A 14,939-nucleotide genomic window follows, 5' to 3' on the forward strand; every position below is an offset into this window, starting at 1 on the left:
GTGGTCACCGTGCTGGTGCCCGGCCCGCTGCGCGGCGAGGCCGGGGGCGCGAGCCGGCTGACGGTCGCCGCGTCGGGCACCCTGCGGGCCGTTCTCGACGACCTGGCCGGCTCCTGGCCCCGGTTGGCCCGGCGGATCCGCGACGAGCGGGGCGAGCTGCGCCGCTACGTCAACGTCTACGTCGACGGGGAGGACTGCCGGCACCTCGGCGGGCTGGACGCCCCGGTGCCCGAGGCGGCCGAGGTGCAGGTGCTGCCCTCGGTCGCCGGCGGCTGACCGCGGGGGCGTGCGGCGCCGGCGGTCAGCCACCGCGCCGGACCTCAGTCGAGCCGGTAGTCCAGCTGGTAGGTGTGGCCGCCGTCCGGACCCACCACGATCCGCCCGCCGCCGCGCAGGCCGCGCAGCTCGTCGGTGGCCGAGTCGGGCACCACCGTCCAGGACAGCCGCGACCCGGTCTCGGTGTCGCTGCCCGCGGTGTGGTGCAGCACGAAGCTGCCCCGGCGCCCGGCCAGGGTGCCGGTGAACCGCTCGAACCCCACGTACGCGGCGGAGGACTCGACCGGCGTGCGGCACATCAGGATCCGGGTGACGCTCGTGCCGACCAGGTCGCCGGTGAAGGACTTGGTGATCCGGGCCTCGGCGAGGGTGCCGCCCCCGCCCTCGTCGTACGGTTCCTCGTCCCAGCTGTCCAGCGTGAAGCCGCCTGCGGCGCGTTCGCTCATGCGGGCCATCCTGCCCGCCGAGGCTGACATCTTCCGTCAGGTACCCGGCGGCGGTGTTGCCGGTCGTGCTCCGCGCGGGAGGTCGCCGGCATCGCCCGCGACCGCACCACCCGCGACCGCCGGCCGTCCGCCGGTCGTCCCGGGCGTCCGTTGGCAGGTGGGTGGGGGCGCCCAGCGTGCGCCGGCAGGGGCCACGTGGCCGGCGCGGGCGCGGCGCACTGCTCGGATGATCGGCGACCCCCTCGCGCATCACCGGCGGCTGCTGAGCCGCCACCAGGATCAGGCGCAGGCGATGTGCGTCACCTGGGGGAGCGATCCGGACGGGCTGAACGACGACCCGGCCGAGGCGGCGTACCGGATCCACTGGTCCGTCGGGTACCCGCTGCGCGACCGGGACGCGTCGCTGGTCAACACCGTGCTCGGCCGGTGCCGCGACCGGGCGGTCCGGGACGCCGCCGCGCGGAAGCACTGACGAGCCCCGGGGCGTGCGCCGACGTGACGGCCGCCACCGCCGGTGCCACCGCCGGCGGAATAGTTGACTCGTCAAATATGTTGTGGGGTGCGTCCGGGCGCCGCGTCGGCCCCGGCGGACAACGCGAGGAGCTGGTCATGCAGTTCGGAGTCTTCACCGTCGGCGACGTCACGGTCGACCCGACCAACGGTCGCGAGCCGACCGAGCATGAGCGGATCAAGGCGATGGTGACCATCGCGCTCAAGGCCGAGGAGGTCGGCCTCGACGTCTTCGCCACCGGCGAGCACCACAACCCGCCGTTCGTGCCCTCGTCGCCCACCACCATGATGGGCTACATCGCGGCCCGGACGTCCCGGCTGCTGCTCTCCACCGCCACCACCCTGATCACCACCAACGACCCGGTGAAGATCGCTGAGGACTACGCGATGCTGCAGCACCTGGCCGACGGCCGGGTGGACCTGATGATGGGTCGCGGCAACACCGGCCCGGTCTACCCGTGGTTCGGGCAGGACATCCGCAACGGCATCCCGCTCGCGATCGAGAACTACGACCTGCTGCGCCGGCTCTGGCGCGAGGACGTGGTGGACTGGAAGGGCCGGTTCCGCACCCCGTTGCAGTCGTTCACCGCGACCCCGCGCCCGCTCGACGGCGTGCCGCCGTTCGTCTGGCACGGCTCGATCCGCAGCCCCGAGATCGCCGAGCAGGCCGCCTACTACGGGGACGGCTTCTTCGCCAACCACATCTTCTGGCCCAGGGAGCACACCCAGCGGATGGTCGGGCTCTACCGGCAGCGCTTCGAGCACTACGGCCACGGCTCCGCCGACCAGGCCATCGTCGGGCTCGGCGGGCAGGTGTTCATGCGGCGCAACTCGCAGGACGCGGTCCGCGAGTTCCGGCCGTACTTCGACAACGCGCCGGTCTACGGGCACGGCCCGTCGCTGGAGGAGTTCACCGCGCAGACCCCGCTGACCGTGGGCAGCCCGCAGCAGGTCATCGACCGCACCCTGGGCTTCCGCGACTACGTCGGGGACTACCAGCGGCAGCTCTTCCTGATCGACCACGCCGGCCTGCCGCTGAAGACGGTGCTGCAGCAGCTCGACATCCTCGGCGAGGAGGTGGTCCCGGTGCTGCGCAAGGAGTTCGACACGCTGCGTCCGGCGCACGTGCCCGAGGCGCCCACACACGCCCCGCTGGTCGCCGCGGCGGGTGGCGCCAAGGACAGCACGGTCCACGCCGTGGACGACGTCACCGGCAAGGCCCCCGGGGCGGCCCGATGAACAGTCGCACCCTCGCCGTCGTCTCGGCCGGCCTCAGCCAGCCGTCGTCCACCCGGCTCCTCGCCGACCAGCTCGCCGCGGCCACCCGCGACGCGCTGGTCGCCCGGGCCGAGGCGGTCGACGTGCACCCGGTCGACCTGCGCGAGCACGCCCACGACGTGATGAACCACCTGCTCACCGGCTTCCCGTCGGAGTCGCTGCGGGCGACGCTGGACATGGTCACCGGCGCCGACGGCCTGATCGCCGTCACGCCGATCTTCAACGCGTCGTACAACGGGTTGTTCAAGTCGTTCTTCGACCTGGTCGACGCCGAGGCCCTGGCCGACCGGCCGGTGCTGGTCGCCGCGACCGGCGGCACGGCCCGGCACTCGCTCGCCCTGGAGCACGCGCTGCGGCCGCTGTTCGCCTACCTGCACGCGGTGGTGGTGCCGACGGCGGTCTTCGCCGCGCCGGAGGACTGGTCCGGCGGGACGGCCGACGGGGCGCTGCGGCGCCGGATCGACCGGGCCGCCACCGAACTGGCCGAACAGATCCACCGGCGGCCGGTCTCCACCGGCCCGGCCGACCCGTTCGCCCTCACCACCAGCTTCGAGGACCTGCTCGGCCGCGCCGACGGCTGAGCGGCGACCACACGGACCCCGGGGTCACGCCGGCAGGGACGGCGTGACCCCGGGCCGTGCAGCGATCAGCGGGCGTGGCCGTAGGGGTGGGCGACCAGCACCGGGCAGTGCGCGTGCTGCACCACGGCCTGGCTGACCGACCCGAGCAGCATCCCGGTGAACCCGCCCCGGCCCCGCGAGCCGACCACCACCAGGGCGGCGTCCCGGCTCGCGCCGACCAGGGCCGGCCCGGGGCCGGCCGCCCGCAGCACGCGCTCCTCGACGGCCACCCCGGGGTGGCTGCCGCGCACCGCCGCGGCGGCGGTGGTCAGCAGGTCGCCCAGCTCCGGCGGCACGCCGGCCTCCCCGTCCGCCGGCGCGACGTGCACCAGCACCAGCCCCGCCTGCCGGCGGGCCGCCTCGTCGGCGGCGTACCCGACGGCCAGCTCCGCCGACTCGGATCCGTCCACCCCGACCAGCACCGGCCCGGTGGTCAGCACCGGCTGCTCGGCGGGCCGGACCACCAACACCGGGCAGTGCGCGTGCGCGGCGACCTGGCTGCCTACCGAACCGAGCAGCAGTCCGGCGAACCCGCCGTGGCCGCGGCTGCCCACCACGACCAGCTCCGCGCGCTTCGACTCCTCGACCAGCGTGGCCCCCGGCCCGCCGGCGACCTGGCGTGCCTCGACGGTCAGCCCCGGCCAGCGCCCGACCAGGTCGGTGGCGGTCTGCTCCAACATCTTCTGCGCCTGTTCGGTCGGCGCCGGGATGCCCACGTCGTACGGGTTGAGCGGCACGCCGTATCCGAGCGGGTGCAGGTAGCCGTGCACCAGGTGCAGCGGGCAGCCGCGGCCCACCGCGGCCTGCGCGGCGTGCTCCGCCGCCACCAGGCTCGACGGGGATCCGTCCACTCCCACCACGACAGGTCGGTTCATCTGCCCTCCAGGTCCTCGATCAGGTCATTGTCCGGGTGTCACCCGGGGCCGGCCGATGTTTCCCCGTACCCGTCGCGCGTCGATCGGCGGTGGGCGCGCCGCCGCGCCGGCCGGGGGACCGGCCGGCGCGGCGACGCGGGGGTCAGGACCTGTCGGCGGTACGCCGGCGCCGCACGATCGCCAGCGGCGAGTGCGCGTGGTGCAGCACCGCGTGGCTGACCGAACCGAGCAGCAACCCGGTCAGCGCACCCCGGCCGTACGCCCCGACAACCACCAGTTGTGCGGTCTTCGACTCCTCGACCAGCGCCCGGGCCGGTGAACCCCGCACCAGCCGGCGCTGCACCGGCACGTCCGGGTAGCGCTCGGACCAGCCGGCCAGCGACTCGGCGAGCACGCGCTCCTCCTCGTCGCCGAACGCCTCGACGTCGTAGACCAGCGGCAGGATCTCACCCGGGCCGGCCGGCTGCGGGTAGAGCCAGGCGTGCACCGCGACCAGCGGGACCCCCCGCCGGGACGCCTCCTCGAACGCGAACCCGACCGCCTCGGTGGACAGGTCGGAACCGTCCACGCCCACCACCACCGGGCCGTCGGCGCGCGGCTCGCCCCGGACCACCAGCACCGGGCTCTGCGCCCGGGCGGAGACCTGCACGGTGACCGACCCGATCAGCAGTCCGGCGAAACCGCCGAGCCCGCGGTGGCCGAGCACCACCAGGGCGGCGTCGCGGGACTCGTCCAGCAGCACCGGGGTGGCCGCGCCGTCGACCACGGCACCGGTGACCCGTACCTCCGGGGCGACCTTGGCGGCCTCGGCCATCGCCTCGTCGACGTAGCGCTCGGCCTGGTTGCGCAGCCCGCCGTCGGCCGGTCCACCCGGCACCGGTCCCAGCGGGGTGTTCATCAGCGGCCAGATGAACGCGTGCACGATCCGCAGCGGACGCTGCCGGTACTCCGCCTCCCGCGCGGCCACCCGCACCGCGTCCAGCGCGGCGGCGGAACCGTCCACACCCACCACGACGGGGGCACCGGATTCGATGGTCATGCCGTCCTCCTTCGTCCGGTTCCAGTCTGCCCGTACCCGCGGCGCCGGGTCAGTGCCGGTGGTCCCGTCCACCGGGCCGTTGGTCCCGTGCGGGGTGGGCGGCCGGCCGACCGGGGGTCGGCGAAGCGATCACGTGCCGACGCCCGGCGGCCGGTGCCGGCATCCTTTCCGGCCGTCCGAAAGTGCGGCCCGGCCGGGCCCCGACGGATGATCTCCGACACCTGGACGGACCATTGCCGCCAGCCGGGTCGGTACCCCGCGCAACGATCCGCACGGTTTCTGTTGTCGGTAACTGGACTTCGCGCCGGGAAAAGCGAAACTGTGCTGGCGAAGCGCGCCCCGATCACCCATCCTCAGGTTGGCCGGTATCGCACCGGCGCTTCCCGGACCGGCAATTTCTGGCTGCGCTTCATTGCGCGTACCGCACCATTTCAAGCTGACGAGAGACGCCCGGCGGACGGCTGGCCGACGAGCGATGGAGGCCGCGTGAACTCGGTGGAGGTTGCTCCGGTCGTCGACTCCGCCGCCGACCCGGCGCCGATGTCGGCGGCGGCGGCGGCCGGGTCGGGCCGCGGTGGCTGGCAGTCCCGTTACGTCGCCACCCTGTGTCTGGTCGACCTGGCGGTGGGACTGGTTTCGGCGGCGGCGGCCATGGTCGGTCGATTCGGTCAGGAAACGGCCGAGCCGGTCAACCGGGGCCATCTCTGGCTCACCATTACTCTGCCATTCGCCTGGATGCTCGTCCTGACCCTCAACCGAGCGTACGAAACACGTTATCTATTCGTCGGGAATGACGAGTACGCGCGGGTGTTCCGCTCCGGTCTCGCGCTGATTGCCACGCTCGCCGTCGTTTCGCTCGCGTTCGATTTCCGGCTCGCCCGCGGCTACGTGGTGGTCGCGATGCCGTTGACCACCGTCGCCGGTGTCGCGATGCGGTATCTCGTCCGGCAGCGCCTGCACCGCTCGTGGGCGCGGAGCGAACGGCTGCACCGGGTGATCCTGGTCGGGCACGAGGTCGCGGTCGCCGAGATGGCCCGGCGGCTGCGCCGCGAGCGCTACCACGGGCTGGGAGTGGTCGGCGCCTGCCTGCCGTACGGGGTGGCCGATCCGCTGCGGCCGCGCGCCGCCGGCCCGCTGCCGCCGGTGCTCGGCACGTTCGAGGAGGTGGCGAGTGCCGTCGCACGAGCGGGAGCGGACACCGTCGTGGTGCTGTCCTGCCCCGAGATGGCCGGAGCGTCCCTGCGCCGGCTGGGCTGGCAACTGGAACGCGACGAGGTCGCCCTCATCGTGGCCAGCAGCCTGGTCGACGTCACCGGGGACCGGACCACCATCCGTCCGGTCGACGGGCTGCCGATGCTGCACGTCGAGCACCCGCGGCTCAAGGGCGGGCCGCGGTTCGTCAAGGCGGTCACCGACCGCGTCTCGGCGCTGCTGCTGCTGGTGCTCGCCGCGCCGCTGCTGGTCACGATCGCCCTGCTGATCCGGCTGAGCCCGGATGCCGGCGGCCCGGCGATCTTCCGTCAGGAGCGGGTCGGCCGCAACGGCCGCCTGTTCGTCATCTACAAGTTCCGGACGATGTACCTGGACGCCGAGGACCGGCTGGCGGAGCTGCTGGACCGCAACGAGACCGACGGGGAACTGTTCAAGATGCGGGACGACCCACGGGTGACCCCGCTCGGGCGGTGGCTGCGCCGGCTGTCGCTGGACGAACTCCCGCAGCTGGTCAACGTGGTCCGGGGCGACATGTCGCTGGTCGGGCCGCGGCCGCCACTGCCCCGGGAGGTGGCCAACTACCCGCCGGACATGCGGCGGCGGCTGGTGGTCAAGCCCGGCCTCACCGGGCTGTGGCAGGTCTCCGGCCGGTCCGACCTGTCCTGGGAGGAGTCCATCAGGTTGGATCTGTCCTACGTGGAGAACTGGTCGTTGACGATGGACCTGGCGATCCTGGTCCGTACGCTGAGCGCTGTCGTGCGCAGCTCCGGCGCGTACTGACCGGTACCGCGGCGGCCGGAATGCGGACGGTCGGCCGACTGCCCCCGGTCAGCGAGGCCGGTTGAATGAATCTCGATCCCCTTCGTACCCGGCACAGGAGCGCCATGACCGACCACCGCGTGATCAACATCCTGTTCCACGGGATCGGTACGCCGCGCCGGGAGTTGGAGCCCGGGGAGGACCGCTACTGGGTGACCGTCGACCGGTTCCACGCGATCCTCGACGAGGTCGTCTCGTGGCCGCGGGCACGGCTCAGCTTCGACGACGGCAACGCCTCGGATGTGGAGGTGGGGTTGCCCGCCCTGCTCGAACGGCAGGCGAGCGCCACCTTCTTCCTGATCGCCGGTCGGCTGGGCGAGCCCGGCAGCGTGGGCGCCGACGGCGTCCGGGAACTGCGGCGGCACGGGATGCCGGTGGGCAGCCACGGCATGTGGCACCGGCCCTGGCGGGGCCTCACCCCGCGGCAGGCGACCGAGGAGTTCCACACCGCCCGGGACCGGATCGCCGAGGTCACCGGCGAGCCGGTCGACCAGGCCGCCTGCCCGCTCGGCCGGTACGACCGGACCGTGCTGTCCCGGTTGCGGGCGGCCGGCTACACCCGGGTGTTCACCAGCGACCGGCGGCCGGCCCGAGGCGGCGCGTGGCTGCAACCGCGCTACAGCGTCCGGGCCGGGGATACGCCCGAGAGCCTGCGCGCCATCGTCTTCGGGCAGGGGCTGCTCGGCCGGGCCCGCGCCGGCGCGGTCGGGTTGGTCAAGCGCTGGCGGTAGGGTCGGCGCACGCCCCACCGCGCCGGCACGCCGACTCAGGCCGGGGCGTCGACCGCGACCGGCCGGTCGCCGGGCGGGCCGGGCACCTCCCGCAGCGACGCCGGGCGCAGCAGTGCCGCCGCCGCCGCCCGGCTGGTCGGGCTGCCCAGGGCGGCCCGGCTGAGTTCCCGCAGCAGGATCGCCGCCCAGTACGCGGCAGTGCCCAGCCGCCCGTGCCGGCGCCGGTAGAGGCGCACCTTGTTCAGCGTGAGCAACCGCCACAGCCAGGGCGCCGCCCGCGAGTCGCCGCCGATGTGGGTCGCTCGGGCTCCCGGGGCCAGCCGGGTGGTGAATCCGGCGTCGCGGGCCCGCAGGGCGAAGTCGGTCTCCTCCGAGTAGAGGAAGAAGGACTCGTCCCACGGCGCGCACGTCGCCCAGCAGGGGCCGCCGACGAGCATGGCGGAGCCGACCGCCCAGTCCGACGAGGATTCGCGCTGGTAGCTCGCGGGGTCGGTGACCACCTCGCCGAGCAGCCGGAAGCGGCCGGCCCGTTCGGCGCCGAGCAACGCGTCACCGAGCGCGCGCAGCACGGTGGGCTCGCGTCGCAGGGTGTGCTCGGGTTGGCCGTCGGCCATGGTCACCACCGGCACGACGATGCCGTCACCGCCGCGGTGCAGCAGGTCGAGCAGGACCCCGCCGCAGCCCGGCGCGAGCCGGACGTCCGGGTTGAGGATGAGGACCGCGGTGAACGGGTCCGCGGCGGCCACCGCCGCGTTGATGCCGGCCGCGTAGCCGGCGTTGCGGCCGGTCTGCACGATCCGCGCCGCCGGCATGAGTCGCCGGACCGTGTCCACGGTGCCGTCCGACGAGGCGTTGTCGGCCACCGTCAGGTGCCAGCGCACGCCGGCGAGCCCGGGGCCGAGGGAGTCCAGCAGGCCCGGCAGGACGGCGGCGCTGTGGTACGTGACGACGACGACGGCGACGACGTCGTCGGATCCGGATGCCGGGGCGGTGGCCATGTGCGGTGCGCTCCTCGTACGGTCGGGATCAGGCGGGCACCGCGGGGCTGCGGTAGGTCCGGTAGACGGCCGTCAGATCGGCGCGCAGCCCGTCCGGGTGGTACTCCGAGCGGATCCGCTCGGCGGCCGCCCGGCCGGCCGCGACGACGGCCGCCGGGTCCTCCTCGTAGCGGCGGAGCGCCCGCTCGACGGCGACGGCGTAGCCCAGCAGGTCGCCCTCGGCGACCGGCGCGCAGTACCGGGGGTCGAAGAAGTCCCGCCCGCCCAGGCCGGTGAAGCCGACCACGTACGCGCCGCTCGCCATCGCCTCGGCCGGCGGGAGGCCGAAGCCCTCGCGTTCGCTGAAGCTGAGGAAGATCGGGCAACCGCGCAGCGCCTCGGCCGTCTGCGCCTCGGTCAGCCCGTCGATCGGCACGAGGTCCCACCCGGCCAGTACGCCGCGGGCGCGCAGGATGTGCAACAGTTGCTCCTGCTCGGCGGCGCGGCGGCGGGGCATGTGGCCGATCCGCCGGCCGGCCGGACGGGCCGGCGGGTGGAAGACCCGCTCGTCGACCACCACCCGGGTGAGGTGCACGTCGAGGTCGGCGAAGGCGTGGCGGAGCAGGGCGGCGTTGTCCCGGGAGACGGTGAGCAGCCCCTCGACGCCGGGGCAGTCCCGGTACGGTGCGCCGGCCGGGGTGCCGTCGAGCGGCACCTCGGCGAAGGTGTGGTAGGCGTTCTGGTTGAAGACCAGCTTCCGGGCGGGCGCCGGCAACCGGTGCAGTCCCGGACCGAAGTACTCGGGTACCACCAGGAGATCGCGCGGGCCGAGCGTCACCTCCCCGGCGGCGGCGACGCGGGTCCGGTTGACGAACCAGTCGGCCCGGAAACCCGGCCGGGAGTGCAGCACGGCGGCGGGCACCCCCGCCTCGTTGAGCAGGTCCACGTGCCGGTAGAGGTTGCGGATGCCGCCGCTGGGCTTGTTGTCGTCGGGGCTGAGGTAGTGGACGAGACCCGGTCCGCGGCGGTCCGGGTCGTACCGCAGCCGTGGGGGAGTGCGCCGCCGCAGTTCCCGCGCCTGACCGAGCCGCCGGAGCCGGTCCCGCCCCGCCCGCTTCGCCGCGCCGATCAAGACGAGTGGCGGGGTGAGGCGACCGGCACCGCCCGGTCGGTCGGCGGGGCGGTCGCCGTGGCGACCGGCAGCGGCACCACCCGGCGCCAGACGTCGAGATACGCGGCGGCCTGGTGCTCCCAGGCCAGCACCGAGGTGAACCGCTCCCGCGCGATCGCCCGCATCCGGGCCAGCCGGCCCTGGTCGTCGAGCAGTTCGTCGAGCGCCTCGGCGAACTCGTCGGCGCTGCCGGTGGCGACGTAGTGACCGGCGTCACCGGCCGTGCGGCGGGTCTCCAGCAGGTCGACCGCTACCACGGGCAGGCCACGGGCCATGTACTCCACCGTCTTGGCCATCGTGGACAGGTTCGTCATGTCGCTGAAGACGTCCGGCTGGATGCCGAGGGTGGCGCCGCGCAGCAGCGCGTCGACCTCCGGAGCCTGGAGCCAGCCGGTGAACCGGACCACGTCGCCGAGCCCCCGCTCGTCGACCATGGCCCGCAGCGCTGGCAGGCACTCGCCGTCACCGGCGATGACCATCTCCCAGCCGTCCCGGCCGCGCCGGGCGGTGAGCCGTTCGGCGGCCAGGACGGCCCGGTCCACGTGATCCTGCTCGTTGATCACTCCGACGTAGACGATCCGTCGGCCGCCGGCGTCGGCGCTGGTGGGGGCGGCGATCTCGCCGGCGGCGGGCCCGTTGCGGACGATCGTCACCCGCTCGGGCCGGCACCCGCCGCGGGTGAGCGCGATCTGCCGGTACGACTCGTTGGTGCTCACCACCTCGCTCGCGAACCGCATGGAGAGCCGCTCGAACCAGGTCAGCAACCGGGTGACGACGGGGCGCGGCGCGCCGGTCTTGCACGCGTACAGCTCCGGGCTCAGATCGTGGTGGTCGAAGATCCAGCCCCGGCCGGTCGCCCGCATCACCACGGCCAGCGGCCAGAACACGTCCGGCGGGTTGCAGACCTGCGCGGCGACCACCCGGTGCCGGAGCACCAGCACGGCGAGGTGCCAGGCCACCCGGAGGAACGCCCAGGCGAACTCCGCGGCGAAGGAGAGCACGCCGTCGCCGGCGAACGGCTGGCGGAACGACCGGATCGCGGTGTCCCGGCTGCCCGGCAGGTGACGGAGCCGCTGCTCACCCCGTGGGCAGATGACCGTGACCCGGTAGCCGGCGCTCTCCAGGGCGAGGCATTCCCGGATCACCCGCCGGTCCTTCTCCACCGGCAGGTTGATCACGGCGATGGCCACGTGTGGTCGTCGCGCCCGCCCGGTGTTCGTGGCCCTCGCCTGCCGGCCCGCCCGCGCCTGTTCCACTGCCATGGACGCTCCCTCCGGCGACCAGCGGCCGGCGCCGCAGCAACGGTCCACAGTGCCGCCGCCGGATGCGGCGGCGGGGACCGGTGGTCGCTCCGTCACGATCGTGGAATCGAGGACCCGGAACATCCCCCGTTGGTACTGAGCCGGCTGTCAACCTGACGACTGACCGCTCAGTAAGTCAGCAATGTCATCGCTCGCCCCGGATCGAACTATCGCCCGGTGTGCTTGTCTTTCTTGCCAAGGCGTCGCCCGCACGGCGACACTTGCCTCGGCTCGTGGCATCGGCCCACGCCCGGTCTCGCCGCGTGTCACCCGCGGCGCGCCCTCGTTTTCTCACCCGAACCTCGGCAAGGGGATGTAGTGGACCTCTGGGACATGACCAAGCTGCTCTTCCGGCGCTGGCGCATTTCCCTGCCGCTGCTGCTCGCCGCCCTGGCCCTGGTCGGCGTGGCGAGTCAGACCGTGCCGCCGGACTACAGCGCGAAGGCCCACATCCAGCTGATCCCGCCGCCGGTGGTCACCGGACCGGACGGCCGGCAGAAGCCGATCAAGAACCCCTGGTTCGACCTGGGCTACGCGGCGCTGGGCAACGCCGCGATGATCGATGTGACCCGACAGTCAGTGCTGAAGCAGATGGTGGCGGACGGCCTCTCCGACAACGTCACCGTCACCGTGGACCGGGTGCCGCTGTTCGAGATCGAGGCGGTGGGTAGTTCCCCGGAGCAGGCGACGGCCACCGCCCAGCGGATGCTCACGCTGATCAAGGAGGCGGTCGCCGAACGGCAGGCCTCGCTGCAGGTGTCCGAGAGCGACCTGATCACGACGCTCGCGCTCGACGACGGCACCGAGGTCGAGGTCCAGAACTCCAAGCTCATGCGGGTGATGGTGGTGGCGCTCGGCGCCGGGCTGCTGCTCACCGCCGGGGTGACGATCGCCGCGGACGCCCTGCTGCGGCGGCGGGCTCGCCGCCGTGCGGGCACCGCGACCGAGCCGCCGGCGTCCGCCGCGGAGGGTGCCGCCCGGCCCGCCGCCGGCGGAAACCTGGCGTCCTCGGCCTCGTTCGACGGTCAGCTCAACCAGGTCGGGACGGCGGCCCGGGTCGGGTCCGGACCGGCGGTCGGCGCTGTCGCGCCGCGGGTGCCGCCGCAGCAGCCGCAGGCGGCGGCCGGTGACCGGGCCGGGCAGCCGCCCAGGCGGGAGCACCCCGGCGCCGAGCGCCCCGTGCGGACCGACGCCGATCCCCGCCGCCCGGCCCCGGCGTCGGCCGACGCGACCGTCGTGCTCCCGGTTTCCCACTCGAACACCTGGCCGCGTGGAGGCAGGACAGAGCGGCCGTGACCGCGACCGCGACCGGGTACCACCCCGTCGACCTCGAGCCGTCGCTCCTGGCCGACGGCACGTACGGCATCCGTCGCCACCGGTCCCGGTTGGACGTCTCGACGCTGCTGGGCGCCACGATCGTCCTGCTCTACGTGCTGCCGGGCACGCTGATCGTGCCCAACCTGACCTACGCCGGCCGGCCGGCGCTGCTGGTGGCGTTGCTGCTCTTCGCCTGGTGGTGCCTGGCGCGGCTGAACCCGACGCTGCTGCTGATGGGGCCGCAGCCGATCCGCTGGGTGCTCTGCGTCTACCTGGTCGCCAACCTGCTGTCGTACCTCGCCGGACTGCTGCGCGGCCTGCCCACGCAGGAGGCGAACGCGCAGGACTTCGCGATGCTGCAACTGTTCGAGTTCCTCGGCGTGGCGCTGATCGCCGCCGACGGGATCCGCAACTGGGACCGGCTCAACCGGGTGCTGCGGGTGGCGGTGTGGTGCACCGGCTTCATGGCCGTCGTCGGCATCATCCAGGCGGTCTTCAAGTACGACGTCTCGGCGCACCTGGTGGTCCCCGGCCTGGAGGTCAAGGGCGGTCTGGCCGGCTTCGGCCAGCGCGGCGACGAGGGCCAGTTCCGGGTGGCGGGGACCACCGTCCACTACATCGAGTACAGCGCGGTCATGGCGATGATGGTGCCGTTCGCCATCCACGTGGCCCGGTTCGCGCCGAAGCGGTGGCACCGGTGGTCGGCCGCGGTGTGCGCGATGCTCGCGGCCGTGGCGAATCCGATGTCGATCTCCCGCACCGGCATCGTGGCGCTCGCGCTCGCCCTGATCGTCATGGTGCCGATCTGGTCCTGGCGGCTGCGCTACACGTTCATGTTCCTCGGCGCCGGCGCGGTGATGGCGATCATGTTCCTCAAGCCGGGAGTGCTGGGCACCCTGAAGGCGATGTTTCTGAACGTCGGGGTCGATCCCAGCATCGAGGGCCGGACGAACGACTACGAGCTGGTGGGGCACTTCTTCGACCAGCGGCCCTGGTTGGGCCGGGGGCCCCGGACGCTGCTCGCCGACCCGGTGCGCGACACCATCCTGGACAACCAGTGGCTCTACACCCTGGTGACCGGTGGCGTCGTCGGGGTGGCCGCGCTGCTCGCGGTGCACGTGGTCAGCGTCGTGCTGGCCGTGATCGCGCTCCGCCGGGCCACCCGCGAGGAGGACCGCCACCTCTGCGTGGCCCTCGTCTCCGCCCAGGTGGTCGCCGTCGTCGTCGGCGGGACCTTCGACTCGCTCTACTACACGACCTTCGCCATCAGCCTGGCCCTCTTCGTGGGCCTCAGCGGGGCGGTGTGGCGGTTCACCCACCCGGCCCGCATCGTCCGCACCTCGACCGTCCGGGGAATCGATTGACCAGCATCGTCATCGCCGCACACAACGAGGCCGCGGTCCTCGACCGTTGCCTCGACAGCGTGCTGCGCAACGCCGTCGTCGCGGATCCGGCCCAGGTGGTCGTGGTGCCGAACGGGTGCACGGACGACACCGCGGCAGTGGCCCGCCGGCGTGGCGTCACCGTCGTCGAGCTCGCCGAGCCGGGCAAGGCCGCCGCCCTCAACGCCGGTGACGCCGCCGCAGCGAGCTTCCCGCGCCTCTACCTCGACGCCGACGTGGTGCTCGACGACGGCGGCATCGACCTGCTGGTGGGGGAGCTGGAGCGCACCGGCGCGCTCGCCGCCGTGCCGGCCCGCCGGATGGAGCTGGCCGGACGCGCACCGGCGGTACGCGCCTACTACGCCATCCACTCCCGACTGCCCGCCGTCGTCGGCGGGCTGTACGGCCGCGGGCTGATCGCGCTGTCCCGGCGGGGGCGGGCACGGTTCGGCCGGTTTCCCAACCAGGTCGCCGACGACCTGTTCCTGGACTCGCTCTTCACCGAGCGGGAGCGGCTCGTGGTGTCCGCGGCGACGGTGCGGGTGGCGGCGCCCAGGAGCACCGGCGACCTGGTCCGTCGCCTCGTCCGGGTCCGGGCCGGCAACACCGCTCTGCGCGACGAGCTGCCCGGGGTCCGCCGTTCGCGCAGGAGTTCCTGGCTGACCGATGTGGTGCTGCGCGCCCCCTGGCTGTCGCCGGCCGCCGTCTGCTACGTGGTGATCACCCTCCTGGCGGAGCGAGGTGCCCGTCGAGCGGCCCGAACCGGCCAGGTCGCCTGGGCCCATGACCGTTCGAGCCGAGCCGCCGGCGGGAAAGCCTGACCGGTCGTAGCGCAGAACTGCCCGATGTCGCAGGGGTGCCGCCGGGCCGGCCGGCGCTAGGCTCGTGCCTCGACCGAGCGCGTACGAGCCGGGCCGACAGCGGTCGCCGCTCGTCGGGCGGCCGGCCGAGCGGTACCGACGGTAGCAGCCCGACGGCGCTGAGC

15 protein-coding genes are annotated in these 14,939 nt (G+C 73.7%); 9 read left to right on the plus strand and 6 right to left on the minus strand.

Features of this window, described 5'->3' with window-relative positions; all coding sequences use genetic code 11:
- Entirely contained in the window at positions 1-276 is a 276-nt protein-coding gene (locus tag FHX32_RS32295; RefSeq protein WP_088994749.1) for a MoaD/ThiS family protein, read from the plus strand.
- 44 nt (positions 277-320) lie between these two features.
- On the opposite strand, the gene FHX32_RS32300 is transcribed toward FHX32_RS32295, so the two are convergent.
- Positions 321-722: a DUF3224 domain-containing protein gene (locus FHX32_RS32300; RefSeq protein WP_208419631.1), complete on the minus strand. Its 402-nt coding sequence runs from the start codon at positions 720-722 to the stop codon at positions 321-323.
- 226 nt (positions 723-948) lie between these two features.
- Here FHX32_RS32300 and FHX32_RS32305 point away from each other — a divergent pair, with 226 nt between their 5' ends.
- The 3 genes from FHX32_RS32305 (at position 949) to FHX32_RS32315 (ending at position 3,091) form a co-directional block, all read left to right on the plus strand.
- Complete coding sequence (locus FHX32_RS32305) at positions 949-1,194, plus strand: hypothetical protein (RefSeq protein WP_167191658.1); 246 nt, start codon at positions 949-951, stop codon at positions 1,192-1,194.
- Between the two features lie 137 nt (positions 1,195-1,331).
- Complete coding sequence (locus tag FHX32_RS32310) at positions 1,332-2,471, plus strand: LLM class flavin-dependent oxidoreductase (RefSeq protein WP_167191660.1); 1,140 nt, start codon at positions 1,332-1,334, stop codon at positions 2,469-2,471.
- Complete coding sequence (locus FHX32_RS32315) at positions 2,468-3,091, plus strand: FMN reductase (protein WP_167191662.1); 624 nt, start codon at positions 2,468-2,470, stop codon at positions 3,089-3,091. The genes FHX32_RS32310 and FHX32_RS32315 overlap by 4 nt, the downstream gene beginning before the upstream one ends.
- Positions 3,092-3,156: 65 nt before the next feature.
- Here FHX32_RS32315 and FHX32_RS32320 read toward each other — a convergent pair whose 3' ends face one another.
- Entirely contained in the window at positions 3,157-4,005 is an 849-nt protein-coding gene (locus FHX32_RS32320; RefSeq protein WP_167191664.1) for a universal stress protein, read from the minus strand.
- Positions 4,006-4,147: 142 nt separating this feature from the next.
- Positions 4,148-5,044 (minus strand): universal stress protein, encoded by an 897-nt coding sequence (locus FHX32_RS32325; protein ID WP_167191666.1) that lies wholly within the window; start codon positions 5,042-5,044, stop codon positions 4,148-4,150.
- Between the two features lie 540 nt (positions 5,045-5,584).
- On the opposite strand from FHX32_RS32325, the gene FHX32_RS32330 reads away from it, so the two are divergent.
- Positions 5,585-7,036: a sugar transferase gene (locus FHX32_RS32330; RefSeq protein ID WP_167192219.1), complete on the plus strand. Its 1,452-nt coding sequence runs from the start codon at positions 5,585-5,587 to the stop codon at positions 7,034-7,036.
- A gap of 104 nt (positions 7,037-7,140) precedes the next feature.
- Positions 7,141-7,806, plus strand: a complete 666-nt coding sequence (locus FHX32_RS32335; RefSeq protein WP_167191671.1) for a polysaccharide deacetylase family protein — start codon at positions 7,141-7,143, stop codon at positions 7,804-7,806.
- A 35-nt stretch (positions 7,807-7,841) separates the two neighbouring features.
- On the opposite strand, the gene FHX32_RS32340 is transcribed toward FHX32_RS32335, so the two are convergent.
- Genes FHX32_RS32340 through FHX32_RS32350 form a run of 3 tightly spaced genes read right to left on the minus strand, consistent with a single transcriptional unit; the run spans position 7,842 to position 11,216 of the window.
- Positions 7,842-8,804 carry a glycosyltransferase family 2 protein gene (locus tag FHX32_RS32340; RefSeq protein ID WP_167191673.1) on the minus strand — a complete coding sequence of 321 codons (963 nt, stop codon included), beginning with the start codon at positions 8,802-8,804 and terminating at the stop codon, positions 7,842-7,844.
- Between the two features lie 28 nt (positions 8,805-8,832).
- Positions 8,833-9,915 (minus strand): glycosyltransferase family protein, encoded by a 1,083-nt coding sequence (locus tag FHX32_RS32345; protein WP_167191675.1) that lies wholly within the window; start codon positions 9,913-9,915, stop codon positions 8,833-8,835.
- On the minus strand, positions 9,912-11,216 hold the full coding sequence (locus tag FHX32_RS32350; protein WP_167191677.1) for a glycosyltransferase family 4 protein: 1,305 nt from the start codon (positions 11,214-11,216) through the stop codon (positions 9,912-9,914). The genes FHX32_RS32345 and FHX32_RS32350 overlap by 4 nt, the downstream gene beginning before the upstream one ends.
- A gap of 357 nt (positions 11,217-11,573) precedes the next feature.
- On the opposite strand from FHX32_RS32350, the gene FHX32_RS32355 reads away from it, so the two are divergent.
- The 3 genes from FHX32_RS32355 to FHX32_RS32365 are packed head-to-tail and all read left to right on the plus strand — an operon-like array spanning position 11,574 to position 14,775.
- A complete protein-coding gene (locus FHX32_RS32355) occupies positions 11,574-12,551 on the plus strand; it encodes a hypothetical protein (RefSeq protein ID WP_167191679.1) in 978 nt (325 codons plus the stop codon).
- Positions 12,548-13,936, plus strand: coding sequence for an O-antigen ligase family protein (locus FHX32_RS32360; protein WP_167191681.1), 1,389 nt, complete (start codon positions 12,548-12,550; stop codon positions 13,934-13,936). Before FHX32_RS32355 ends, FHX32_RS32360 begins: the two co-directional genes overlap by 4 nt.
- On the plus strand, positions 13,933-14,775 hold the full coding sequence (locus FHX32_RS32365; protein ID WP_167191683.1) for a glycosyltransferase: 843 nt from the start codon (positions 13,933-13,935) through the stop codon (positions 14,773-14,775). The genes FHX32_RS32360 and FHX32_RS32365 overlap by 4 nt, the downstream gene beginning before the upstream one ends.
- Positions 14,776-14,939: the final 164 nt, after the last annotated feature.

Source organism: Micromonospora sp. CNZ280 (genome assembly GCF_011759515.1).